22 protein-coding genes are annotated in these 23,617 nt (G+C 55.9%); 11 read left to right on the forward strand and 11 right to left on the reverse strand.

The window, feature by feature from the left end:
- Positions 1 to 36: 36 nt before the first annotated feature.
- Positions 37 to 627, reverse strand: coding sequence for a L,D-transpeptidase (locus ACR0DB_RS19890; protein ID WP_170417888.1), 591 nt, complete (start codon positions 625 to 627; stop codon positions 37 to 39).
- Positions 628 to 1,261: 634 nt separating this feature from the next.
- Positions 1,262 to 1,915, reverse strand: a complete 654-nt coding sequence (locus ACR0DB_RS19895) for a L,D-transpeptidase (protein WP_050605720.1) — start codon at positions 1,913 to 1,915, stop codon at positions 1,262 to 1,264.
- A 374-nt stretch (positions 1,916 to 2,289) separates the two neighbouring features.
- Between ACR0DB_RS19895 and ACR0DB_RS19900 the strand changes: the two genes are divergently transcribed.
- From ACR0DB_RS19900 to ACR0DB_RS19910, 3 genes are all read left to right on the forward strand, one after another.
- On the forward strand, positions 2,290 to 2,601 hold the full coding sequence (locus tag ACR0DB_RS19900; RefSeq protein WP_255612174.1) for a DUF2933 domain-containing protein: 312 nt from the start codon (positions 2,290 to 2,292) through the stop codon (positions 2,599 to 2,601).
- Between the two features lie 39 nt (positions 2,602 to 2,640).
- On the forward strand, positions 2,641 to 2,814 hold the full coding sequence (locus tag ACR0DB_RS19905; RefSeq protein WP_170417885.1) for a hypothetical protein: 174 nt from the start codon (positions 2,641 to 2,643) through the stop codon (positions 2,812 to 2,814).
- 117 nt (positions 2,815 to 2,931) lie between these two features.
- Positions 2,932 to 5,028, forward strand: a complete 2,097-nt coding sequence (locus ACR0DB_RS19910; RefSeq protein ID WP_170418009.1) for a protein-disulfide reductase DsbD family protein — start codon at positions 2,932 to 2,934, stop codon at positions 5,026 to 5,028.
- Positions 5,029 to 5,037: 9 nt separating this feature from the next.
- Here the strand turns inward: ACR0DB_RS19910 and ACR0DB_RS19915 are convergent, their stop codons facing one another.
- The 5 genes from ACR0DB_RS19915 to ACR0DB_RS19935 form a co-directional block, all read right to left on the reverse strand.
- Entirely contained in the window at positions 5,038 to 5,496 is a 459-nt protein-coding gene (locus tag ACR0DB_RS19915) for an ATPase (RefSeq protein WP_170417881.1), read from the reverse strand.
- 114 nt (positions 5,497 to 5,610) lie between these two features.
- A complete protein-coding gene (gene ccmI, locus ACR0DB_RS19920; protein ID WP_170417878.1) occupies positions 5,611 to 6,759 on the reverse strand; it encodes a c-type cytochrome biogenesis protein CcmI in 1,149 nt (382 codons plus the stop codon).
- A complete protein-coding gene (locus ACR0DB_RS19925) occupies positions 6,756 to 7,244 on the reverse strand; it encodes a cytochrome c-type biogenesis protein (protein WP_170417876.1) in 489 nt (162 codons plus the stop codon). Before ACR0DB_RS19925 ends, ccmI begins: the two co-directional genes overlap by 4 nt.
- Positions 7,241 to 7,810 carry a DsbE family thiol:disulfide interchange protein gene (locus tag ACR0DB_RS19930; protein ID WP_170417873.1) on the reverse strand — a complete coding sequence of 190 codons (570 nt, stop codon included), beginning with the start codon at positions 7,808 to 7,810 and terminating at the stop codon, positions 7,241 to 7,243. Before ACR0DB_RS19930 ends, ACR0DB_RS19925 begins: the two co-directional genes overlap by 4 nt.
- Positions 7,811 to 7,814: 4 nt before the next feature.
- Positions 7,815 to 9,809, reverse strand: a complete 1,995-nt coding sequence (locus tag ACR0DB_RS19935) for a heme lyase CcmF/NrfE family subunit (protein WP_170417870.1) — start codon at positions 9,807 to 9,809, stop codon at positions 7,815 to 7,817.
- Between the two features lie 236 nt (positions 9,810 to 10,045).
- Here ACR0DB_RS19935 and ACR0DB_RS19940 point away from each other — a divergent pair, with 236 nt between their 5' ends.
- Positions 10,046 to 11,155 carry a transporter gene (locus ACR0DB_RS19940; RefSeq protein WP_170417865.1) on the forward strand — a complete coding sequence of 370 codons (1,110 nt, stop codon included), beginning with the start codon at positions 10,046 to 10,048 and terminating at the stop codon, positions 11,153 to 11,155.
- Positions 11,156 to 11,159: 4 nt separating this feature from the next.
- On the opposite strand, the gene ACR0DB_RS19945 is transcribed toward ACR0DB_RS19940, so the two are convergent.
- Positions 11,160 to 11,825 (reverse strand): hypothetical protein, encoded by a 666-nt coding sequence (locus ACR0DB_RS19945; RefSeq protein WP_050605729.1) that lies wholly within the window; start codon positions 11,823 to 11,825, stop codon positions 11,160 to 11,162.
- Positions 11,826 to 12,055: 230 nt separating this feature from the next.
- Between ACR0DB_RS19945 and ACR0DB_RS19950 the strand changes: the two genes are divergently transcribed.
- Positions 12,056 to 13,111: a tyrosine-type recombinase/integrase gene (locus ACR0DB_RS19950; protein WP_170417862.1), complete on the forward strand. Its 1,056-nt coding sequence runs from the start codon at positions 12,056 to 12,058 to the stop codon at positions 13,109 to 13,111.
- Positions 13,112 to 13,165: 54 nt separating this feature from the next.
- Here ACR0DB_RS19950 and ACR0DB_RS19955 read toward each other — a convergent pair whose 3' ends face one another.
- A complete protein-coding gene (locus tag ACR0DB_RS19955) occupies positions 13,166 to 13,510 on the reverse strand; it encodes a type II toxin-antitoxin system RelE/ParE family toxin (protein WP_170417859.1) in 345 nt (114 codons plus the stop codon).
- Positions 13,507 to 13,764, reverse strand: coding sequence for a type II toxin-antitoxin system ParD family antitoxin (locus tag ACR0DB_RS19960; RefSeq protein ID WP_170417856.1), 258 nt, complete (start codon positions 13,762 to 13,764; stop codon positions 13,507 to 13,509). Before ACR0DB_RS19960 ends, ACR0DB_RS19955 begins: the two co-directional genes overlap by 4 nt.
- An 836-nt stretch (positions 13,765 to 14,600) precedes the next feature.
- Between ACR0DB_RS19960 and repA the strand changes: the two genes are divergently transcribed.
- The 5 genes from repA to ACR0DB_RS19985 all read left to right on the forward strand — a co-directional run bounded on the left by repA (position 14,601) and on the right by ACR0DB_RS19985 (position 21,241).
- Entirely contained in the window at positions 14,601 to 15,785 is a 1,185-nt protein-coding gene (gene repA, locus ACR0DB_RS19965) for a plasmid partitioning protein RepA (protein ID WP_170417853.1), read from the forward strand.
- Positions 15,785 to 16,753, forward strand: a complete 969-nt coding sequence (gene repB, locus ACR0DB_RS19970) for a plasmid partitioning protein RepB (RefSeq protein ID WP_170417850.1) — start codon at positions 15,785 to 15,787, stop codon at positions 16,751 to 16,753. The genes repA and repB overlap by 1 nt, the downstream gene beginning before the upstream one ends.
- Before the next feature lie 177 nt (positions 16,754 to 16,930).
- Positions 16,931 to 17,986 carry a helix-turn-helix domain-containing protein gene (locus ACR0DB_RS19975; protein ID WP_170417847.1) on the forward strand — a complete coding sequence of 352 codons (1,056 nt, stop codon included), beginning with the start codon at positions 16,931 to 16,933 and terminating at the stop codon, positions 17,984 to 17,986.
- 154 nt (positions 17,987 to 18,140) lie between these two features.
- Entirely contained in the window at positions 18,141 to 19,250 is a 1,110-nt protein-coding gene (locus ACR0DB_RS19980) for a Fic family protein (protein WP_170417844.1), read from the forward strand.
- A 329-nt stretch (positions 19,251 to 19,579) separates the two neighbouring features.
- The gene (locus ACR0DB_RS19985) at positions 19,580 to 21,241 is read left to right on the forward strand and encodes a caspase family protein (RefSeq protein WP_170417841.1); all 1,662 of its coding nucleotides are present in this window, start codon (positions 19,580 to 19,582) and stop codon (positions 21,239 to 21,241) included.
- 122 nt (positions 21,242 to 21,363) lie between these two features.
- On the opposite strand, the gene ACR0DB_RS19990 is transcribed toward ACR0DB_RS19985, so the two are convergent.
- Positions 21,364 to 21,996 carry a tyrosine-type recombinase/integrase gene (locus ACR0DB_RS19990; protein WP_093037018.1) on the reverse strand — a complete coding sequence of 211 codons (633 nt, stop codon included), beginning with the start codon at positions 21,994 to 21,996 and terminating at the stop codon, positions 21,364 to 21,366.
- Positions 21,997 to 22,516: 520 nt separating this feature from the next.
- Between ACR0DB_RS19990 and ACR0DB_RS19995 the strand changes: the two genes are divergently transcribed.
- Positions 22,517 to 23,575 carry an ABC transporter substrate-binding protein gene (locus tag ACR0DB_RS19995; RefSeq protein WP_170417838.1) on the forward strand — a complete coding sequence of 353 codons (1,059 nt, stop codon included), beginning with the start codon at positions 22,517 to 22,519 and terminating at the stop codon, positions 23,573 to 23,575.
- Positions 23,576 to 23,617: the final 42 nt, after the last annotated feature.

Raw genomic sequence — 23,617 nt, forward strand, 5'->3', positions numbered from 1 at the left:
GTTCAACGCGCGCAAAAAAAATCGGCCTGACCAAGGTCAGATCAGTTTTACCTGAGTGCCCACAGTGGCCAGTTCGAACAATTCCGCAATCTGCTCGTTGTACAAGCCAATGCAGCCGTTGGAGGATCTTCTCCCGATCTTGCGCGTGTCGTTGGTGCCGTGGATCCGGTAGTATTGCCAGCTCAAATAAAGTGCATGTGTCCCCAGAGGATTCTCCGGACCCGGGCCCACATAATCGGGCCAAGCGGGGTTGCGCTTTTTCATTGCTGGTGTCGGTCGCCAAGACGGCCCTTCGACCTTGCGAGTAACTGTGGTGTAGCCCAGCCTTGTAAGGTCTTCCGTCAGCGGTACGCTGGTTGGATACATTCGGTAGACGCTTTCGTCTTCCGACCAATATTGCAGGACCTTGGACTGTGTATCGGACAGGATCACACCATTCTTAAGCGTATCAAAGTGGTCCTGCCATTTAGCAACGCGGAATGAGGAAACATTGCGGCGCGTCCCCTCAGTTGCCGTTGATTGGGCCCAAACGGCCGGTGCTGGAAAAAGCGTCGTCGCAGCAAACGCGGCAATCACTCCACGTCGCGTAACAACCTTTCCTTCTTTGCTCCGTTTCATGCCTGCCATCCCAAAGTTTATTCTTTTTTTCCGACTCAAATAACTCGTATGCCCGGTTCCTGCGCTGGAAGGTCAACACGCAAATGACATTTCATATGGGATGTCTCGTCTGAATTGTCGTTGCCGTTGGCGCAGGGATATTTCCTTAGAAGGCGGACCCAAATCATCAAGTCATTGTGGAAAAGCAATTTTTCTTGGACGTAACTCCAGGCTGCTTTAAGCAAAACCTGACTTTCTTGAATCAACCGAACACAAAAAAGCAACGCTAACAATTGCTTAGTTCTTGGTGAATTGATGTGATCACCCGTCGATGCGAGGGTAGCAGGCACTACAAATGACAATCACAGTGGACTAAACACCATGTCCTTCAGGAAAGCTTTCCAAGCACTGGCCGCACTTTTGTTCATCGGCGCTTGTACCGAAACAACGTCAATATCTGCAGATAGCGAGCCCGGAACGCTTTCCCAAGTTCCTGACGCCGTAGCCCAGATTGCTGCTCCGGGCCAGGACCTGAACGCAGTGAAAATCATGCCTGAGGACGGTTGCTATTGGTATCGCTATGTTGGGCCAGTTGAAACAACCTACCTACCACTTAGGACTATTGAAGGGCGCCCAATCTGTACGCGCGCCTGACAAGCGCCTGTCAGCTGGTCGCGGTCAGAAGCCGCTCGGGAGGGTAGAGATGAGCCGTGGACCCTGGCCTGACACGATCATAAAGCCCGATGATATGTGGCATCGCCATCCTTACGCAGCCAGAACTTGCGCGACCTCCGATAGATCTTGGATAAGGCGTTCCGTGAATTCGCAGGTATGTGTCGCGACCACCTTCGAACAGATAAAACGCCCTTGATCCCAATGGGTTTGTCGGCCCACCGGGCACACCATCTGCGAATTGCGCATATTCATCAGGGTCGCGCTCAATCATTTCGGCTGTAGGAGTCCAACGCGGCCATTTGGCCTTTCGCTTGATCGTGTAGACTCCGGGCTCGTAAAGATTGCCTCGGGCAATGGCTACGCCGTAACGCATTGCTGTGCCACCGTCTTCGATGAAATACAGATATCGTGCCACCGCGTCGACATGAATGTCACCCGGAGTAAGTGGTCGATTGGTTTGCACACGCTGAGGCAGGAAACGTGGGTGTAAACCCCAGGGATTGGATGTTGCGGGATCAAAATTGGCTGGAGTTACTTGCGCATCCCACTCCGACCATTGCGAGGCCGCCGCCGACGTCACTCCAAAAACCGGCTGAGAGAAAATGGCGAGCGAGGCTGCAACAAAATGTCGTCTGGTCAGCATTGATAGCGCTCCTATTGGCTGGTTGGTGTCTGGAGTTAGTACCCAGGGGATTAGACAATCCGCGACGGGGGAAGATTTGTCCATTCAATTATTCGTTCGATATCGCTTCGACCCACCCGCGAGTTTTCAAGGCTTAAAGTGACCTAGGCAGCTTCGTGTTTAACCTGAAACTTCACCAGGCGTCGGGACGACAATGCCTGCTGTTCATACCCCTAAAAACTTCCCTGTTCCGGCCGTGTCTATGCACCAAGTAAGGCCCAAGCAAATGCTGGACTGGTTTGACAGCGTCAAATTCGCTTCGCGCCAAAACAGCTTGACCTTCCATCGTGGGAAGGCGTTAGCAGAGGTCTCCAATCCAAATTTTGGAGTTGAATGTGAAAGAAAAACAGACTGCAAACGCGCCGCAGGCGTCAGTACCGGTTAGCGGCGGCAAGATAATGAAATGGGGCATGATGGTATGTTGCATTGCCATGATAACGCCGATCGCTCTCTACTTGATCGCCGGCGGGACGGTTGGTGGGCTTTCTGACTCCTTGGGTCTTTTCGCACCGTTGATCCTGTGCCTCGGAGCCCATTTCTTTATGCACAAGGCGATGGAAAAATCCTGTCATTCGAACAAATCTGAATCGGAAAGACCAAAGGCAACAGACGCCGCGGTCGGACCGAACCCAGTACACCGGCAATAATCTTCAATCATGAAGCTTTGGTGCTCAAGGTTGGCCGCCATGTCGCTGGCCGCTCTTTCGCTGGCGGCTTGCGCACCACGCCCTAAACTATGCCCGCTGCAACCGCCGCAGCCTGAATACGCCCTGCCCCAAGGTTGCCGGGTTCAATGGGAGGGCGCGGATGGCGGGGCCTATTTCATCTGCGAAGACGGGCGCGAAGGTTTCGTGAGCTGATCGTGGGGATGTGACATTCCGGCTCGTTGACCCTCCAGCGCTGGAATCTGGCAGAGACGGGTGCAAAACAACCGATGGCAACGCGCAATGGCAAGAACACTCCTAAATTTATGTATTATGATCTTGGGGTTAATCTTTGGCCAGACTTCCGCCGGGACAAGCCTTGCAGCTACATCCCAAGCGTATGAATCAGAGCCCCTGGTCGCACACATAATTACCGCGCAGGACGGGATCGCGCCTGACGTCAAGACGATCACTGCAGGACTGCATCTGAAACTGGGCGAAGATTGGAAAACCTACTGGAAGTCGCCTGGTGAGGTGGGAATTCCGCCCAAGATCACTTGGAACGGCTCGCAAAACGTCAGCGACGTACAGTTTCACTGGCCCGCGCCGATCCGTTTTCGCGCCTTCGGGATCGAGAATTTCGGGTACAAGGACGAAGTGGTCTTTCCGCTGACCGTCACACTCGAGAACCCCGGAGCGCCAGTTGACTTGAAGGCCGCTGTGACAACGCTGATCTGTTCCGATATCTGTGTGCCGGTCGAGTTTTCGCTGGACTTGTCGCTGACTCAGGGAACGGGTCGGGATCAGGACTCGGCCCGGCTTATAAATGCCTTTCTGTCGCGGGTGCCAACCACGGGAAACACAAGCGGAATGAAGTCCGACGCCGCGACCCTGGATACCGAGTCCGAGATGCTGACGCTGAATTTCACCAGCGACCTGCCCTTTGATGCGCCTGATGTCTTTCCCGACATGGGACGTGACACCGCGTTTGGTGCACCCGACATCCGGCTCGCTGGCGACAGGCGTCAGCTATGGGTGCAGTTCCCGGTCCTCGCTCTGGCACAGGACCCCCCCGCCTTGTCCGTCACGGTTACCGACACCAACCGCGTGGCCGAGTTTTCGCCCCGTACCGACGCTCCCCCTACCCCGCCACCATATGAGATCGCGGCCGCCGAAACTTCAGCCAGCGCGCTGGTCTGGATCATTTTGCTGGCGGTGGGCGGCGGGTTGATTCTGAATGTCATGCCCTGCGTACTGCCAGTGCTTTCGATCAAGCTTTCCTCGGCGGTAAAGGCTCGCGACCGCTCTGCGGCTCAGATTCGCGCCGGGTTCCTGGCTTCGGCAGCCGGAATCCTGACATTCATGTGGCTGTTGGCGGCTATCACCATTGCGGCGCGGTCGCTGGGCTATTCCGTCGGCTGGGGCATCCAGTTCCAGAATCCGCTTTTCCTTGCGGTGATGATCGTGGTGCTGGCGGTTTTTGCAACCAGCCTCGCGGGCTTGTTCGAGATCACGCTGCCGCAGTCGCTGAACACCCGGCTTGCCCATGTCGAAAAGGGCCGCGTGTCGCTGGTCGGGGATTTCCTGACCGGAGCCTTCTCAGCAGTTCTGGCGACGCCCTGCTCGGCCCCCTTCCTCGGCACGGCGGTGGCCTTTGCCCTGACCGGCCGACCGGTGGATATCGTGGCGATCTTCACCGCAATGGGGGTCGGGCTGGCCATTCCTTACCTGCTGGTTGCAGTGCACCCGAAACTTACCGCCGCTCTGCCTAAACCGGGGCGTTGGATGGTGGGATTAAAATGGGCCCTGTCGGCGGCACTGCTGACCACGATCGGCTGGTTGGTCTGGGTGATGGTCGGGGTGGCCGGAGACACTGCTGCAACTGCTACCGTGCTGGCTGCAACTGTTCTGGTCCTGTTGATCTGGAAAAGTACGATGATGCCACCCGTTTTGCGCTGGACAGCCCTGTTGCTGACGCTGACCGCAGCGTTTGCCGCACCGGTTGCGATTGCCGGCAAAGACCGGTCCAGGCTGCTTGAACCAGCCGGAGAGATCCCTTGGATTACCTTCAGCCGCCCCGAAATCGCCCGCCTTGTGTCGCGCGGCGAGGTGGTTTTCGTCGATGTCACAGCCGACTGGTGTCTGACCTGCAAGGCCAACAAAGCGCTGGTGCTGGAACGCGGCGAGGTTCTGGCAACACTGCAATCGGACAAAGCAATTCCGATGCAGGCCGACTGGACCCGCCCCGACGATGTGATCGCCCGTTTCCTTGAGGACAATGGACGGTTCGGGATCCCCTTCAACATCGTCTACGGCCCGTCGGCCCCCGAAGGCATCGCCCTGCCAGAGATCTTGACCACGAACGCCATTCTCGACGCGATGGAACAGGCCGCGCCGATTGCGGGCGGAGCCGTGGAAAGCGGATCCTGACCCCGGAGTTCACATATCCCGGACGCGGTTGCTCTGCTGCGCTAAACGCATGGTCTCGTGCTCTTCCATATCCAGTATCGCCTGAAAGAGTTCGCGTGCCTCGGGTATCTCGGCACGCCCGTGCAAATACCGATATAAGTCGATCACCTGATTGTGAAGATCGAAGACCGCTTCGCAGATCTCATCGACGCTCATCTGTGCGAACGGCCTGTCGCAGGCGCGATGTGGGTCGATCGGCTCATTGCCCAAATAGTCATATACCCAGGTGTTGAGCGCTTTGGGATCGGCTCGTTTCACGAAACCATCGACGATTTTCTCCAGAGCAGCCTCATGATCGGCGAGGTAGGTAAGCAACATCCTGGCCAGCTCCTGCTCTGACTGTGTCGAACAGTGGGCCAAACATTCGGCGAGCCAATGATGCATTTCCCGCGTCCAGACAATTAGATCAGAAAACGTTTCAACTTTCATGGTCTCAACCTCCTAAAGATCGGCATGCGATAGCCTAAACCGGAATTTTCCAGATGGCTCACTGGGCATCAGCGCGAAGTCGGCGCCGGCCCGATCCACGCCGGGCTGCGGGAATCAACCCCCCAGTTCCAGCAATGCCCGGTCGATTGCCACCTTGCGCGGATCCCCCTGCGGCAGGTCATCCGCCAGATCCCTTGCCCTGCCATAGGCGTTCCGGGCGCCGTCGGTCTCGCCCAGCACCGAATAGGCGTTGCCCAGCCGCATCCAGCCGTCCAGATCGCCTGGGTTTTCCTGCATCCGGCTCGCAAGCCGTTCGACCATCGAGCGGATGAAGGCCTGCCGGTCTTCGTCTGACATCTCCTCGGCCGCCGCCACCTGATCGGCAGTTGGGCCGGGCATGGAAGGGGCAAAAGCCGCCAGATTCACCGGAGCCCGTCCGATCGACGGGGCGATGCGGTTAAGCTGGGCCACAAAACTCTCCATCCATGGCCGGAACTCCTCTTCGGCGTCCATCCGCGTCTTCAGTAGGTCATAGGCCTTATCAGGCGATCCAGCCTGCTCCAGACCAATGGCTTTGTAGAATGTCGCTGCTGGGTTCGATGGGTCCAGTTCCAAGGCTCGTTCAAACGCCCGATCGGCCTTGGGCGTAACGACACCGTCATCGGCATAGACCAACGCCTCGCCATATTGCGACACCAGCGCTGAATTCGCATTGGGTCGGTCCAGCAACCCCTCGAACGCGTCTGCGGCATCTCCAAAGCGTCCCATACGCATATAGGTCTGAGCCAACAACACCCATCCCTCGGTTGGCCCGCCGGTTTCATCCGCCTCAAGCCGCGACTTCAGGCGCACGGCAAGGTCGGCGATTTCACGGGCTTCGGCCTGCTCCCCCTCGCGTTGGGCAAATGGCTGGCTGGGGATGTAGGGACTACCCAGTTGCCAATAAAGACCGGCTCCGAGCGCTGGAACTACCAGCGCGGCAAGTAAAATCAGCGCACGCCCGGAATGGCCCATTATCGCTTTGTCGTCCGATTGCCGGTCAATCGCCTTCAGGCGACGTTCTATCTCGGCTCTGGCGGCCTTGGCCTCTTCGGCTGAGATAATTCCTCGTTCCAGGTCCTTCTCCACTTCGCCGATCTGGTCGGAAAAGATGGCAGAGGCGCTTTCGCGTCTCGACAAGTCCGAGGTCTTGCGCCCCAGGCCGGAGAGGGCGAGCGTCAGAAACACCGCCACGGCCATGAATGAAAAGATAATCCAGATCATGCGTGCGGCTCCGTGAGTGAATGGTTTTCGGGATTCCGTTCTTCGCTCGCGCCGCGTTCCGTCTCTTGTTTTCGCGACTTCCGATATCGGCGCGCATTTTGGGTCAATACCGCTGCAGTCGCGATACCACCCAGCCCCAGGATGACGATAGGCGCAACCCACAGAATGTAAGTTGATGGCTTCCATGGCGGGTTGAACAGAACATAGTCGCCATAACGCGCAACCAGAAAGTCCATAACCTGCTGGTCCGTGTCGCCTGCCACCAGCCGTTCGCGCACAAGCAGACGAAGGTCGCGCGCCACGCCAGCGTTAGAACTGTCGATGTCTTGGTTCTGGCACACCACGCATCGCACCTGTTTCGAAATCGCCCGGGCCCGCTCTTCCAATACCGGATCTGCAAGTATCTCGTCGGGCTCAACCGCGAATGCCGGCTGCGACACCAGCATCGCCAGAGTGACCGCGGTAATTACAATGCGACGTATCATGACGCCTCTCCTCCGGCCGCCCGCGCCTGATCCAGCGCGGTGCGCATCTTTGAAATTGCCTCGTCGCCCAGCACCGGGCCGACAAAACGGAATACGACCTTGCCCGCGCCATCAATCACAAAGGTCTCCGGCACGCCGGAAATCCCCCATTCGATCCCGGCTCGGCCGTCCAGGTCGGAACCGATGCGCTCATAAGGGTTGCCCAGATCGTCGAGCCATTTCCGCGCGTCCTGCGGCTTGTCTTTGTAGTTAATGCCCATCAGGCGAATGCCCTCATCGCGTACCATACGCGTCAGCACCGCATGTTCGGCCCGGCAGGGCACGCACCAGGACGCAAACACGTTGACCACGATCGGAGCTGACCCGTCATTTTCCACCAGATCGGTACTGGACAGCCCGTGGGTATCCAGCCCTTCGACCGGCGGCAAGTCGAACTCAGGCACCGGCTGCGAGATCAAAACAGACGGGATTTCGTTTGGATCGCGATCGGGATTCAGTCCCCATAGCAGGAAGGCACCCAGGATGCCGGCAATCGTAATTGGGAACAGTGCAAATAGACGTTTCATTGCCCTACTCCGCCGCCACCGCAACGGAGCTCTGCCCAGTCCGTTTTCGTGGTGCACCGACGCGTAGACGCCGATCGGAGAGTGACAAGACACCACCAAATGCTAACAATCCTGAACCTATCCAGATCCAGACCACCAATGGCTCATACAAGATACGCAGGGTCCATTTGCTCTGTTCTGATTCCGCCGCCGGTTCCGATATTGAGGCGTAAAGGTCCCCTGCCAACGTCGTTCGAATTGCTGACTCGGTCGTACTGGTACCCGCCACGAGATAGGCCCTGCGCTCGGGTTGAAGCGTGGTGACATAAGCGCCATCGCGAAATACCGTCAGTGTGGCCGCGCGAGACAGATAGTTCGGACCGCGAAGCTGTTCCACACCGTCAAAACGCACGTCGAACCCTGCTATCTCAATCTGTGTTCCGGGCTCGGCAAAAGTCACGACCTCGGATTTCCAAGCGCTGGACCCGATAAAGCCGATCATACAGACAGCCAACCCCGCATGGGCCACGACCATGCCGTAATGAGAACGCGGTAGGCTGCGGGCCCGACGCAGGGACTCGGCCAACGGTGCCTCACCCAGCTTAATTCGGCTGGCCCACTCTGTCAGCACAGCGCCCAGCAACCAAACCGCAAGGCCGATCGACACTACCGCCAAGGCTGGGCCGCCGGTATCCAGATACCACACAAGCAACGCTACGAGCAGGCTAACCCCGGCCACCCATTTGAGCCGGGACAGAACACCGCGCAAATCCGCCCGCTTCCATGACAACAGCGGCCCAATCCCCATTACAACGACTAGAACCAGCATGATCGGCACGAAACTGGCGTTGTAATAAGGTGGTCCAACCGAAATCTTTTCACCTGTCACAGCCTCAAGCAAAAGCGGATAAAGCGTACCGAATAGAACCGTCGCCGTTGCGGTGGCCAGCAGCAGGTTGTTAATAAGCAAACCGGCCTCGCGGCTGATCGGGGCAAAAAGACCGCCGCCCTCCATCTCCGGTGCGCGTATGGCAAACAGCGTCAATGAACCACCGATCGCGACAGCCAACAGCGCCAAGATGTAAATGCCGCGTTCGGGATCGACCGAAAACGCATGGACCGATGTAAGCAAGCCTGAGCGGACAATGAATGTCCCCAACAAGGACAACGAGAAGGTCAAAACGGCCAGTAGGATCGTCCAACTTTTGAAGCTGCCGCGCTTTTCGGTCACAATGGCCGAATGGAACAGCGCTGTGCCAGCAAGCCAGGGCATAAACGAGACATTCTCGACCGGATCCCAGAACCACCAGCCGCCCCAACCCAGTTCGTAATAGGCCCACCAGCTGCCCAGAACGATACCAAGTGTCAGAAACACCCAGGCCGCCAATGTCCAGGGTCGGACCCACCGCGCCCATGCCGGATCGACCCGCCCCTCAATCAGGGCAGCCACGGCGAAAGAAAATACGATAGAGAAGCCGACGTAACCCAGGTATAGGAACGGCGGGTGCATAGCCAGGCCGACATCCTGCAACAGCGGATTTAAATCCTGACCATCCAGCGGTGCCGGAAACACCCGGTCAAACGGGTTCGAGGTGAACAGCATGAATGACAGGAACCCCGCGCTGATCCAGGCCTGCACTGCCAGAGTGCGCGCCTTGAGTTTCAGTGGGATGTTCCGAGCCAACAGAGACACACCCAGCCCGAAAATCACCAATATCAGAATCCACAACAGCAGCGACCCTTCGTGGCTACCCCAGGTCGCAGCCACCTTGAAAAGCATCGGTTTCAGCGAATGAGAATTGCTGGCCACATTTAGCACAGTGAAATCGCTGACCACGAAGGACCACATCAGAGCGGCGAAGGCGATAGCAACCAGCGCTGTCAGTAGGACCGAGGTCGCAGATGCCGATCGCATCCACATGACATTGTTCCGTGCTGCTCCAATCAAGGGAAATACGCTTTGCACCAAGGACACGGCCAGGGCAAGCGCCAGGGCGAACTGCCCGATTTCCGGTATCATTCCAATCCCTCCGGATTTCCGGTTTTGCGGCCTTGTCCGACAATCCAGCGCTGGAGGGTCAAGCGCATTATTGCCGCACCCCCTTCGGCTGATGCATGCTTGACGAGCGCAAATCTGGCCGGCGGCCTTGACCTTCCAGCGCTGGAGACCCCCACCATTTCGACTTCACCGATGGACGTACCGAACACTTTGTTTTCAGGGCAGGGACTCAGGAAACAAACGAACACGAGGGCATCATGACACGGAGCAACAGCAAGATTACGTGCGTCTGGCAACGCCTCCAGGCTGTAATACTGGCTGGGGGGCTGAGCCTTGGGTCAACTGCCATGGCCCAACCGGAAACCCGTCCGGCTGACAACGTGGCGATGAACCCGCAAGCCTCCAGCAACATGTCAGGTATGGGAAGCATGTCCAGGATGATGCGCCCCGACGCGGTGCCGCCAACGGGTGTCGTTGGCGGTATGCATCCACCCGAGGGTGTTTTGATGCCTGTGTTCTCTTACATGAACATGGAGATGGACGGGAATCGTACCGGAACGCAGTCGCTGTCTACCTCGAACGTTCTGTCGCAGTATCCGATCGCGCCGCTCAGCATGAGCATGAACATGGCGATGGTCGGCCTGATGTACGGTGTGACCGACGAGATCTCGGTGATGGCGATGCTGCCCTATACCCGCAAGACGATGAAGCACCAGACCCGCATGGGCCAGACCTTTAAGACCAGGGCACAGGGGTTTGGCGATCTGAAGATCATCGGCGGATATGATATCTACAAATCCGACGGGCAGGTGCTGGAACTATCTCTTGGCCTCAGTCTGCCGACTGGCTCGATAGACGAGACCGACACCACGCCAGCTGGGCCGGACCAGCTGCTGCCCTACCCCATGCAACTGGGTTCAGGCACCTACGACCTGCTGCCGGGCGTCACCTATACGGGCCAGAACGCGGATTGGTCTTGGGGCGCCCAGCTGGCCGCCGTGATCCGGATGGGTGAGAATGATGCCGGTTACACCTTGGGTGACGTCTATTCAGCAACAGTTTGGGGTGCACGGCGCTGGAATGACCAGTTCAGCTCCTCGTTGCGGGTGGTCGGCGACATCGTGGAAAACATTGACGGGTCGGATGCGCGCCTGAACCCAGGCATGGTGCCCACCGCTGATCCGACCCTGCGCGGCGGCCAGTTTCTGAGTATCGGAATCGGAGTGAATTACCTTGTGCCGGGGTCGGGCGTTTTGGCGGGCACGCGCCTGGGTATCGAGGGCGTGATCCCTGTGTATCAAGATCTGGATGGGCCCCAGCTTGAACGCGATTACGCAGTCTCCTTCGCGATACGCAGGGCGTTCTGACCCTTCAGCCCCAAACCGACTGTAAACGGACAATCAGCGCCGCCGCGGTGGTCAGAACGACCACTGACACCGCCATCAGTAGCAGGGCCAATGTCACAGGTCCGCCGCGCCCAGGTACGCGACGTGCCAGTTGGGCTGCAAATCCAGTACCGTGGGCGATCTGGCTCTGAACGACGGATAGGTATAGCGGCAGCGCTCCGACCAGCGTGGCGTACAGGTAAACGCCTGAGATGTTCTCGAAGTAGGCGGAGCGTACCAGCGTCGGACCGACTACCCGCAACGCCACTACGGGATCACCGCCGAAAGACCCGAACCAGTCTGCCGAAAGCGCGTAGATCAGCGCGTGCAGCGCGATGAACAGGACGGCCCGTAGCAGCAGGTCAATTAGCAGATACCGGGCCGGGATGGCCCCCCTGCCCCGCGCCCTTACCCCAACGGCGAAAAGAAAAAAGCTGAGATAATTTAAAAGGAAAACGACCGGCAACCCATTCGTCACCACCTGACGCAAAAACCGAACAAACGCGGGACCACTGTTCAGGAGGTGCGTCGCAAAGCCCGGCGTGCGCAAAACGAAGATGGCCAACAGCGGAAACAACGCAAGGCAACTGACGATCAGCGTGTTTCTGGCAAACTTCCAGAAAGGCAATTCAGTGGCAAAATATCTGTTCATTTCATTTAGTTTGCCAACGGTTCCAGCGCAATGTCGATGCCAATTGGTTTACAGACCTGCGACAGAACCTCCGATTTTATTATTCCGCAAGCCCTCTACCTACTTTACGCGCAAAATCTGTTACTTTTGCTCGTTACTTTTGTTGCGCTATCAGTTTCAAGTTACACTCGATAAGTACCCCTTATCAAGTATAATTGATTTTGCGGGAAAATGGGCGCAGAGTGGGCCGTATGAGCACCCCTGAGCCCTATCTCCCCGCCCCCTCCCCTGCCCTGTCGCAGTCTGACCAGGACGCCCTGACCGATCTCTATGTCCGCGGCACACCCGCCAACACGCTCAGGGCCTATGAGCGCGATTTGCTCTATGTAACGGCCTGGAAGGCAGCACGGTTCGGAGTGCCGTTGGACTGGCCCGAGAGCGAGGCCACAGCGCTGGCCTTCATTCTCGATCACGCCCGCGATCTGGGAGATGCCGCGCCCGAGGATGTCGCGCGTCAGAGTGCCGAGATGTTGATCGCGCAAGGGCTACGCAAGTCCCTCGCCTGCCCGGCCCCTTCTACGCTGGACCGGCGCATCGCCTCCTGGCTGGCCTTTCATCGAATGAAGAACCTGACCAGCCCTTTTGATGCGCCGCAGGTGAAGCAGGCCCGTGCCAAGGCGCGCCGCGCCGCCGCCCGGCCCCCTGCCCCAAAATCGCAGCAACCGATTACCCGCGATGTGCTCGAGCAGTTGCTGTCCACTTGTCGGGGGTCCCGGCGGGATTGCCGCGACCGCGCCATCTTGATGCTGGGTTGGGCTTCGGGTGGTAGACGGCGCTCGGAGATCACCGGGTTGATGTTTGAAGACGTCTCGCTGAAGGAGTTCGACGAGAAAAGCCTGGTTTGGATTTCACTGCTGGAGACCAAGACGACAACCAAAGGTGAAACGCCGCGGCTGGTGTTGAAAGGCCGCGCAGCCCAAGCGCTGGCCCATTGGATCGAGGTGGGTGAGATTCAGGACGGCCCCTTGTTCCGGCCTGTTTCAAAAGCCGATCGGGTGTTAACCCGCCGCCTCAGCCCGGATGCCATCGCGCAGATCGTCAAGCGTCGGGCGAAACTGGCGGGCCTGCCGGACGGGTTCGCTTCCCCCCATGGGCTGCGCTCGGGCTTCCTGACCCAGGCCGCGCTGGACGGCGCCCCGATCCAGGCCGCGATGCGCCTCTCCCTGCATCGCTCCATGGCCCAGGCGCAGAAATACTACGACGATGTGGACATCGCGGATAACCCGGCGACTGATCTACTGGGGTGAGTAGTTACTGACTATTTAATAATCCCCGCTTGAGGGAAACTCCGGCTGCTGTGCCTATGTCTTGTTTCCTGTCGCATCTGTTAACGTGGCCAGCGCGGAAACATGTCGCGGCAGATCGCAACGGGAATGCAGGATATCAACAATGATCACCGCGTCCGGCTGATCCAGATAAACCAGGAAATGCTCTCCTGCGCGCACATATCTGAGATCCGCCGCCTCTTCGACCAATATAGAACAACTTCGGCTGGCCACCCTGCCCTCTGTGATGGCCTGACAGCGCGCTATTAGTTCTTGTTCATAAAGATCGGCTTGATGCGATCCAAACTTGTCGATGGTCCATCGGGCAATTTCCACCAGGCTGGATTCAGCGCGGCGTGTCAGTCGAAAGGGTCTGGTCACGCCTTGGCTCGTGCCCTTGCAAAGGCACGACGGATCGCATCCGAACCCCTGCCTTCTGCCAAATCTCCGGCCTGAGCCTGCGCTACACCCTCCTGCAAGCCTTGTTTGAGAGACTCCAGCCCCGCTTCTTCCCGCTCCAAAAGCCGAAGGCCGGCGCGCAACGCTTCACTGGCGTTCTGATATCGACCGGACGCAACCAGATTCTGCACCAGTTGATCCTGCGATTCTGTAAGTACAACATTGCGGGTTACCATGGCGTAAGCCTCCTTTTTGGCAATATATGCCAACGAGACCGTCTGTTCAACGATTGAGGAGCCCAAAATCACTAATTCGAGCAAGCTGGTTTTATGGACGCTAATGGGACGTGAACACACGGATCATGTCTGTGATCCCATATGAATCCAATGACGGTAGAGACTTGCGTCAAAAGCCGCGCCGCGCAAGCACAGCTGCACTGGATCGAGGACAGTTCCGTGTTCCGTCGCAACTTACAGGCGCACAATTCCCGAAACCCCGCCCTCACGGTATGCCATTTCTTGGGCAATTGGCGAGCGGCTGACTCTAGCCGGAATGTTCGCGTGTTTTCCTCTGCGCACGGGCTGAGCTCGGTGTATCTGACCCAGATCGCCATGCCATTCTCACCGCATCGTACTCCCGTACTGGCGCAGAAGTATTGTTACGAAGTTGGTATCGCAGAAAACTCGATAACGAAATTGTTGGTGAGAGAATTTGACCAATCAGCTCAACTAGCTCCCTGCCCTTCCCAATTGCGCAATTTGCGCCAAAAGCCGTTCGGCCTTCACTCCAACTCCATGCTAGAGGCGTTCTACTCAAAGCGGAGCATAGGGAGGAGTTTTACAGGAATGCCTTCGCATGCCTACGTTAGAACTTCATCGACTGAAAGAACCCATGATCCCGCTCAACCGAGTTTACAACTGTAAACCACCCTGCTCTGATGCAAAGCGTATGTAGTCCTCCGCGTTGGAAAACCTACAATATAGGCGAAAATCCTTGACTTAGTGCTATGAATCACGGCTGTTTATCTCAAGTGGCGCAAAAATGACCACATTCTTTAATTTGAGGCAACTACATGATTCCCGTGACACCACTTGCGGCAGAAAGACCATCGGCACTCGCCACGGAAATATCTGAGAGATTAAACTCGGCTATCCGGGAACATCTACTTGCTGCATTTGCCCCCGACAACACCAAATCACTGCGAAATTTTGCAGCGCCAGAAGCTGCTGAACTCTTAGGAGTCTCAGGTCAATTCATGCGCAAAGTCCACGCAGAGGGAACGATTCCTGAACCGAATGACGTACGCAGCGGTAGGCGTTACTATACTGCCCAAGAACTTTGGGAGGCTCGCGAAACGCTTGAGAAAACCTCACGCAAAAAAGGGCGCTATGTCCCTCGCCGGACTGAAGGAGAAAAGCTCCAAGTCTGGCAGTTGATGAACTTCAAAGGCGGCAGCAGTAAGAGCACCACAACAATTCACTTGGCTCACTATTTTGCGCTTCGCGGTTACCGTGTGCTGGCTGTTGATCTGGATCCTCAAGGCTCTCTTACATCCATGTGCGGCATAAGCCCCGAAATAGAGTTTGACGGGCTGACGATTTACGATGCTATTCGATATGAAGATCCGGTAGATATGGCGGACGTCGTGCTTCCGACGTACTTCCCCGGTCTCTCTGTGGCTCCGTCACGGCTTGTTCTTTCCGAATTTGAGACAGAATCTGCCGTTCACTCCAACCCAGACCATCCGTTCTTTACAAGAATACGGAATGCCCTGGCCCAGGTGGAAGGAGATTTTGACCTTGTTCTGATTGATAGCCCACCTCAGCTAGGATTCTTGACAATTGCTGGGATGGCGGCCGCCAGTTCATTGCTTGTGCCACTTACACCTTCGATGCTGGACGTGTCTTCGACGGCTCAATTTCTCGAACTCGCTGGTGCTTACATGGCAGTCATTGAAGATGCCGGCGCTACGCTCGAATACGACAACTTCAAATTCCTGATAACGCGTGACGAGCCAACAGACGTACCGTCTCAACAACTGGCTTCGTTCATGCGGGCACTGTTTCAGGATCGCGTTATGTCAGCCACAGCCCTCAAAAGCACCGCGGTCAGTGACGCCACAATGCTCAAACAATCAATTTACGAAGTCGTGCGGTCAGAAATGACACGCGCAACTTATGATCGGGCAAAGAACTCAATGGATGCGATCGGCTCTGAGGTAGAGCAAATGATCCATCAAGCATGGGGACGCAGCTAATGGCTAGAAAGTCGCTTCAGGAGATGTCGGGGATCGCAAACACCATCGCGCGCTCTGGCCCCAAGGCCATCGATAAAACTCCAAAACCCAATGCCCCTGCTCTTGGTGCGCTTCAGGGCTCTCTTGCCGCAATCAGGGAAATTGACCCTGCTCTGATCGACGACTGGGGGCCTGCCGATAGGCTCGGTGAGTTTACAGCTGTAAACATTGACGAAGAAGACGATAGTTTTGAAAGCTTGATGTCGAGTATACAAGACGGTGGCCAACAAGTTCCCATTCTTGTCAGAAGATCGAAATCCGACGGTCGATACGAGGCAATTTATGGACGGAGGAGGCTCAAAGCCTGTCGTGAACTTGGTATTAAAGTCCGCGCCAATGTTCAGGATATCGACGATGCTTCAGCGCTTCTCGCCAAAGGGCTTGAGAATGCTGCGAGGCGCAATCTTTCCTTCTACGAGAAAGCACGTTTCGCCGAGGCGATCCTGACTTCCGGGCATGACACGGCAACGGTGCGGCAAGTATTGAACGTTTCGAAATCAGGGCTGTCTCACCTGACAAAAATTACGCAACATGTTCCTGCAAAGATTGGTGACATGATCGGCGCAGCCCCAAAATCAGGCCGCCCAAAATGGACCGTGCTTGCAGAGCACTTCGTTGCAGGCAAGCTAGCGGAAGATGAAGCTGCAAATCTTCTTGCAACCATTGAGCCATCGATGTCGTCAGATGATCGGCTGGAAATGCTCCTAAAAGCAGCTGCCAAACGCGGTGCAAGACAAAGAGAAGGTGCAGCCGAACTCAACCCAATCGAAGGCGTTACAATCAAATCTACCAACGGATCACTAACTGTTTCGGTCAAAAGGACCGGAGCTAACGCTGGCTTCGCTAGCTGGTTGGACGAAAACATGGCTGAAATCATTAAGCGCTCACACGCTGAGTTTACAGCTGTAAACGCCAAGAAAAAGAACTGAGGACGAGCAGAAAGGAGGAAGGCAAACAAACAAAACCCCCGAAACCGGAGCTTCGAGGGCTGCTGCGCAAAGCGCAATTCTTAGATTAGACACCTAGAATCTAGCAGCACCCGAATCGCCACACAAGAAAAAACGCTCTTGAGCGAACGGGTAATTTTTGTCTGCCGATAGATAATCATGAAAACACTAACAGCATTGGCTCCAATTGGAGCGACCTTGTCGGGAACGGCAGGGCAGGGGAACAGTACGCCCAAAAAATGGATACTTCTTCGCGCCGTTGAAGAGGCCAGAGAACCTCTTGGGTTAAAATCCACAACTCTCAATGTCCTGAGAGCGATGGTTTCCTTTATGGGCGGTGATCAGATTGCTGCGGACCAGGATGATCATCACATCTGTTTCGCGTCCAACGCGGCGATAGCCAAACGAACTCATGTCAGCGTGCAGACAGTTGAGCGTCATATCTCGACGCTGGTGGACCTTGGACTTATCCGCCGCGTCATGAGCGCAAACGGTAAGCGATGGGCGCGCCGGGATCGCCAGGGCAGGGTGGTCACCGCAACTGGGCTCTCCTTGATGCCTTTGTCTGAACGGCACGCTGAGTTCATTCAGGAAGCCCAGAGGCATGCTGATCGCGTTCTCGAGTTCACTGTACTCCGTGACAAAGTTTCCGCCGCTCTGGCGCGCCTTAAGGAACTCGTAGCAAATGACACCGCGATCTCTGATTTGGTGACCACCGTACGCAATGCTCTGCGTCGCAAACCAGATGCGAATGTACTCAGCGAGCTGTTGGCAGAAATCTCTGTGGAAATCTCCGAGATAACACAGACTGATACAGAAAATTTGAGGGCCAGTGACAGTGAAATTGAGGGGCACAAAGAGGACTCTTTGAATCCGGAAGTTAAGAAAGAAAAGCTTTCTCAGATTCAGGTTTCTCCAGACCAAATGGAGCGCAGTTTTCCACGGCTATGCTCAGAACTACGCTTTGCAAAAGATCAGCACCACTGTGATCGGCTTATGGATGATATCGCCGAGTATCTACGGCTTGGCCAAACCTGGTATGCAATGAAATCAACTTTTGGCCCAGCTATTCGCTTCATTGTTCTCGGATACATCTTTCAACGTGCTGAGAACATACAATCTCCAGGGGCTTACCTGATTTCGTTGCTGGCCAAGATCGAAAAGGGCGAATTGTCTCCAAAGGCAATGCTCTCGCGGACATCCAATGCTACGTAAATTTGGGGAAACAGGATGAAATTTACCGTTTTCAGATTACACCTCCAAGTGATGACTGGATCGAAGGGTCTGAAAAAGGTGAGCTATAGGATTGACCTCTATAAATCACGCAACCATAAATAGTGAGTTATAGAAAGGAAGCTTATACCTCACGATGTGGAACTGGCAGAACCCTGACTGGCCTACCTTTCGTTACGACGCCGCAAGACTCGAACCATACGAGCAACAGTTCCTGTTGTCCTCAGGGGAAGTTCTTGGAGCGGTTCATCATGTGAACACATCGGATCGAGATCAATTGCGTATCGACCTGCTAAGCGAAGAAGCAATGAAGACCAGCGCGATCGAAGGTGAGATGCTGGATCGTCTCAGCGTGCAATCTTCCTTGCGCCGACATCTTGGACTGGCTCCCGACAGCTATCCATCCAAACCGCGCGAGCAGGGCGTTTCTGAAATGATGGTGGATGTTTATTCCAACTATTCGGAACCACTGTCACACGACACCCTGTTTCGGTGGCATGACATGCTTCTGTCCCATGACAGGCATCTGGAAACGATTGGATCATACCGGAGCCATGAGGATGCGATGCAAATCGTCTCAGGCAGGCTCGACCGCCCAACGGTGCATTTCGAAGCTCCACCTTCACATCAGGTTCCGGCTGAAATGGACCAGTTCGTAGCCTGGTTCAACCGGACCGCACCGGATGGTCCCGAACCATTGCGCGCACTGATCCGGGCCGGTTTGAGCCATCTGTATTTCGAGAGCATTCATCCCTTTGAGGACGGCAATGGCCGGTTGGGTAGGGCGCTGGCTGAAAAGTCCTTGGCCCAGAATATCGGTCAGCCAAGTCTGATTGCCCTTGCTTTCACGATCGAGCGAGAGCGGAAGGCTTACTACGACCAACTCGAACGCCATCAAAAGACGCTGGAAGTCACACCGTGGCTCGTCTGGTTTGCCGAAACTGTCCTTACAGCACAGCAGGTGACGCTTGAGCGGGTTGGTTTCTTTATTTCCAAGACGCACTTCTATGATCGGTACCGTGATCAGTTCAACACTCGCCAAAGCAAGGTAATCGCCCGTTTGTTCAAGGCTGGGCCGGATGGGTTCACAGGGGGATTGAGCGCTGAGAACTATATCTCGATCACGGGAACATCGCGCGCCACAGCAACGCGGGATCTCCAGAACCTGGTAGAGAAGGGCGCTTTGATCCGAACGGGTGAACTCCGGTACACGCGATATTGGTTAAAGCTAGATCGGGACGGGTAGGGGGCTGAAGTACGGCACGAAGCGCGGGAAGTGGAAGTTCGCTGCAGTCGCTACGCATGCTCGCAGGAAATGCGGAAGCTGACGTTTAGATAGCTTCCCAAGCGAGCATCTTTCTGTCCCGCCGCAAGGCGGCTCCGAGTTCGTACTTCATATGAATGGTCCATGCCGAAACTGGCGCAATGGGCGGGAAACGAACCTTCGTCGTGTCAATCCCGAACTCCGCTATGCGGCCTAAGCCGAGCTAGAGCTTGTCCACGCCGGTCATATTGATTGAATTCCGAAAGTGTGGAAACGTTCATATGGTAGACGCGTTAACGGCGATATTTCACATGAAGCGTATCCTGTTCTCAGTTGTGTTTTGTTTTCTGCCTGCGATGGTGCTGGCGGACAAAGTTGCCTTGGTAATTGGCAATGCGAACTACCAACATGTCAGCAATCTCAAAAACCCGTCGAATGATGCGATCGACATTGCAGAGGCATTGCGCAGGATCGGGTTTGAGGTCACAACAGGTCTTGATCTGGATTACCGCGACATGCGCCTTGCCATACGTGACTTTGGAGAAAAGGCAAAAAACGCCGAGTCGGTCATCGTATACTTCGCCGGCCACGGCATCGAGTTGGACAACACGAACTTCCTGATCCCTGTCAGTGCGGAACTGCGGAGCGACCGTGACATCGAACTCGAGGCAATCCGCCTCAACACATTGATTAGCTCCATCGCGGGCGCACCCGGCTTGAAGATCGTGTTGGTTGACGCCTGCCGCAACAATCCATTCCTCGCGACTATGGAGCGCACAAACAGCACCCGCTCAATTGGACGCGGACTTGCACGTATCGATCCGGGAGGTGTGTTGGTTGGATATGCTGCAAGGAGCGGAACGCTGGCGCTTGACGGCGATGGCCGCAACAGCCCCTATGCTCAGGCTCTGCTCAACCACATCGAGGAACCCGGACTTGAGATTGGCAAGTTGTTTCGGCGAGTCCGCGACAGGGTTTACACTCTGACAGAAGGCTATCAGGAGCCATTTACTTATGGCTCGCTTCCCGCCAGAGACATTTTTCTTGTTCCAGATGCGGCTGCAGGCTCGACGCCAGAGGAAGAAATTGAGCGTGTCGAAGACCAGATTTATGCGGACTTTGAACTTGCGCGTTCGCTCGGAAGGCTTGATGCGATCGAGATGTTTCTGGAGCGATACGAAGGCGAAAGGGATCATTTTGCAGTCGCGCTCGCCCTTTCGTTGCGGGACGACTTGCTTGCTGAGCACCAGAAGGACGAAGTGCCGGGCAACAGTAGTACTGCGCGAGACAAAGTAGCAGCTCTTGTGCCGACATCGCCTCAAAGCGCGAAGGATGATACAGAGACGCGCAGCCTGATCCGTGATATACAAACTGAGCTAAATCGCGTTGGCTGCAGCGCTGGCACAGCGGACGGTGTTGCGGGCCCACGCACGAGATCTGCTTTCTCTCGGTATATCAGCGCTAGAGAGAATCTTGGACTGACGCCTGAGAGCCTCGAGACCAGTGAAACTCTTGCCGCACTTCGAGGAGAGCAAGGAAGAGTCTGTAATCAGTTGGTCGCGCCGTCTTTCGCGACTTTTGATGGTGACTACATTGTCTTAATCAGACGCAGATGGGACGATGATTATTGGCAAACAACCAGTCGGCCCGACAAGGCCTATTTCCCCGGAAAAATCGAGCCACTTGCAGCCTTGCGCATCAATCGCAATGGAGACAAGCTGACCTTGCTATCTGCCCAAGGCTTTGCGGCCGAAGGGCCTTGGTTTAGGGACTTCACTGGCAAATTCGATGACTCCGGTCAGTTGAAATTGCGCTTCACATTGAGTTCGCATTTCGGGCAGGCGACACCCTATAAGGTCAATATAAGCGTCAAACTGCCCGAAGGACTTTCGCCAGGAAGAAGGCTTGTCTACGAGCCGCGCAGGATTGACGGGCAGTTTTTTCTGAATTTTCTAATACGCCGTGTCAGTTGAAACTTTAAAGCGATGTCCTTGCCTGCTCCGCAAGAAGACCGTCGCTCTGGGCTCCTCGTCGCTGTTCGCCGCAGATTTCGCCAAGGTCTTGTTTGGGCCGTCCGCGAAGACGGCCCAAGTTGTTAGATTTCAATGGCCTCTGCGATCGCAAGCGCATCTTCCAGCTCAACACCGAGATACCGGACGGTGCTGTCCATCTTGGTGTGCCCAAGTAGCAGCTGGACCGCCCGCAGGTTGCCGGTCTTCTTGTAGATCTGTGTGACTTTTGTCCTCCGCATCGAATGCGTTCCGTATGCACTGGCCTCCAGACCGATCGACGTGACCCAATCCCGGACGATCCGGGCGTACTGGCGTGTCGAGATGTGCAAGCGTTCATGGAAACGACCCGGCCATAGGTACTCCGAGCCGACCATGAGCTCATCTTCCATCCACTTTTCAACCGAGGCGCGTGTGCCTTCGGAGATTTCAAAACGAACCGGCTTCTGCGTTTTGCTTTGCAACACCGAAGCTCGTTCCTTGATCTGGCCGGACGCCATCACGTCGACGACTTTCATCTTCACGAGATCGCAGCCACGCAGTTTGCTGTCGATTGCCATATTGAACAGCGCCAGGTCCCGATGGTTCTCGGCGAGTTCAAGTCGAACACGGATTGCCCAGACGTGTTTTGGTTTCAGTGGCCGTTTTTGCCCAACGATGCGCCCTTTGTTCCAAGCCGGGCGAAGCGCACGAATGGCCGGTAAGTTTGGTGTTTCCATGACTGATCCTCCGATCCGCCATGCCCTCCCACAACGACAACCTGACGTTGACGATGCCTCCATATCACGGGATGCTGCGTCGCATCCGAGGTCGGGGCTGAGCCCAAATTGACCAATTCTGTCGTCAGGATCAATTGGCGCATACTGTCAAGAAGCTGCCACTCAAATTCGCGGATCAACGCAAAGCGAGTGAGAGTTTGCGGTCCGCACGTTCCACCAAATGCTTCAATCGGTGGCAGTTAACTTCGGGTCAGACGAAGATCGCTTCAGACGCCATATGTGCAAGATCGAACCCAGATGAATGCTGCACCAATGCGCGAATTGCGAGATTTTCCAGGCTCTGATGCTCAGGAAACGGGAGTGTGAATCCTACGGGGCAAAAGAATCCTTGACCAATTCCAACATCAGCTCTAGTAAAACTGAAATGACGTTTTGCTAGATGAAACGATTGCGAATGATTATGTGGAGCCGCGCATGTCGCGAAGCCACAAACCAACCAACAGTTCGGGAGGAGCCTGACATGATGAAAGATAACCAAAAACTGAAGCTCACCACGGCGCTAGTGGCAGGTGGCCTGGCCATTGCTTCGCCTGCCTTTGCCGAGGGAGAGGTCGTGTTTGCGTCCTGGGGAGGCTCGTTTCAGGATGCCTTGCGCTCAGCCATGCTGGAACCTGCCGCTGGTGCGCTGAATATCACTGTCAAGGAAGATACGACAAACGGCATTCAGGACGTGCGCGCGCAGATCACGGCGGGTGCCGTTGCATGGGACGTTACAGAACAGGATTTGCCTTCGTGTGAAACCCTGAGCCGGGAAGGCAGCCTTGAGCCGATCGACTATTCGATTGTTGACACCACAGGCATTCCGAAAGAGCTGATCCATGACAATTACATCGGCTTCATCAACTTCACCAAGGTGATTGCCTATCGCAAGGATGCATTTGGCGACAATGGCCCGTCCAATTGGGCAGAGTTCTGGGATCTGGAAAACTTCCCCGGCAAGCGCGGTATGCACGGCAAGGTGAACTATAACCTCGAAGCCGCGCTCATGGCGGATGGTGTGCCGATGGCCGAGATCTATGACACGTTGGCCACGAATGAGGGCAAGGCGCGCGCATGGGACAAGCTGGGTGAGATTGCCCCCGAAGTTACCGTTTGGTATCGCGGCGGGTCGCAATCGGCGCAGTTGCTGCGTGACGGCGAAGTGGACGTGATCCATATGGGCCATAACCGCGTAGAAAGCGTGATCGCGTCGGGCATTGATGTGGCCTATGCCTTTGATGGCGGCACGATGGACGTGGACTGCTTGTTGGTTCCCAAGGGGGCTCCGAATAAAGACAACGCGATGCGCCTTATCAACGAATTGCTGAGCGCCGAAGCACAGGCGAGGCTGGCGGTGACCATGCCGTTGGGTCCGGTGAATTCGGGTGCCTTCGGCACCGGGATAATCTCGGATGAGATGGCAGTGAAGGTCAACACACATCCCGACAACTATGGCAAGCAGCTTCTGGTCGATCCGAACTTTTACATCGGCCAGCTGGGCGAGTTGACCGAAGAGTTTGACACGCTGATCCAACAGTAAAAAATATCTGGGCGCGGCACATCTTGTGCTGCGCCCATTTTT

This window comes from Ruegeria sp. AB6, assembly GCF_056542685.1.

Bases quoted from the DNA above. Each gene is read 5' to 3' on its own strand.
- ACR0DB_RS19930 (WP_170417873.1), bottom strand. From the start codon at position 7,810: ATGAAACGTCTATTTGCACTGTTCCCAATTACGATTGCCGGCATCCTG.
- ACR0DB_RS19990 (WP_093037018.1), bottom strand. From the start codon at position 21,996: ATGGAAACACCAAACTTACCGGCCATTCGTGCGCTTCGCCCGGCTTGG.
- ACR0DB_RS19890 (WP_170417888.1), bottom strand. From the start codon at position 627: ATGGCAGGCATGAAACGGAGCAAAGAAGGAAAGGTTGTTACGCGACGT.
- ACR0DB_RS19985 (WP_170417841.1), top strand. From the start codon at position 19,580: ATGAAGCGTATCCTGTTCTCAGTTGTGTTTTGTTTTCTGCCTGCGATG.
- ACR0DB_RS19895 (WP_050605720.1), bottom strand. From the start codon at position 1,915: ATGCTGACCAGACGACATTTTGTTGCAGCCTCGCTCGCCATTTTCTCT.
- ACR0DB_RS19980 (WP_170417844.1), top strand. From the start codon at position 18,141: ATGTGGAACTGGCAGAACCCTGACTGGCCTACCTTTCGTTACGACGCC.
- ACR0DB_RS19915 (WP_170417881.1), bottom strand. From the start codon at position 5,496: ATGAAAGTTGAAACGTTTTCTGATCTAATTGTCTGGACGCGGGAAATG.
- ACR0DB_RS19910 (WP_170418009.1), top strand. From the start codon at position 2,932: ATGATCTTGGGGTTAATCTTTGGCCAGACTTCCGCCGGGACAAGCCTT.
- ACR0DB_RS19905 (WP_170417885.1), top strand. From the start codon at position 2,641: ATGTCGCTGGCCGCTCTTTCGCTGGCGGCTTGCGCACCACGCCCTAAA.
- ACR0DB_RS19950 (WP_170417862.1), top strand. From the start codon at position 12,056: ATGAGCACCCCTGAGCCCTATCTCCCCGCCCCCTCCCCTGCCCTGTCG.
- ACR0DB_RS19975 (WP_170417847.1), top strand. From the start codon at position 16,931: ATGAAAACACTAACAGCATTGGCTCCAATTGGAGCGACCTTGTCGGGA.
- ACR0DB_RS19945 (WP_050605729.1), bottom strand. From the start codon at position 11,825: ATGAACAGATATTTTGCCACTGAATTGCCTTTCTGGAAGTTTGCCAGA.
- ACR0DB_RS19995 (WP_170417838.1), top strand. From the start codon at position 22,517: ATGATGAAAGATAACCAAAAACTGAAGCTCACCACGGCGCTAGTGGCA.
- ACR0DB_RS19935 (WP_170417870.1), bottom strand. From the start codon at position 9,809: ATGATACCGGAAATCGGGCAGTTCGCCCTGGCGCTTGCCCTGGCCGTG.
- ACR0DB_RS19940 (WP_170417865.1), top strand. From the start codon at position 10,046: ATGACACGGAGCAACAGCAAGATTACGTGCGTCTGGCAACGCCTCCAG.
- ccmI (WP_170417878.1), bottom strand. From the start codon at position 6,759: ATGATCTGGATTATCTTTTCATTCATGGCCGTGGCGGTGTTTCTGACG.
- repA (WP_170417853.1), top strand. From the start codon at position 14,601: ATGATTCCCGTGACACCACTTGCGGCAGAAAGACCATCGGCACTCGCC.
- repB (WP_170417850.1), top strand. From the start codon at position 15,785: ATGGCTAGAAAGTCGCTTCAGGAGATGTCGGGGATCGCAAACACCATC.
- ACR0DB_RS19960 (WP_170417856.1), bottom strand. From the start codon at position 13,764: ATGGTAACCCGCAATGTTGTACTTACAGAATCGCAGGATCAACTGGTG.
- ACR0DB_RS19925 (WP_170417876.1), bottom strand. From the start codon at position 7,244: ATGATACGTCGCATTGTAATTACCGCGGTCACTCTGGCGATGCTGGTG.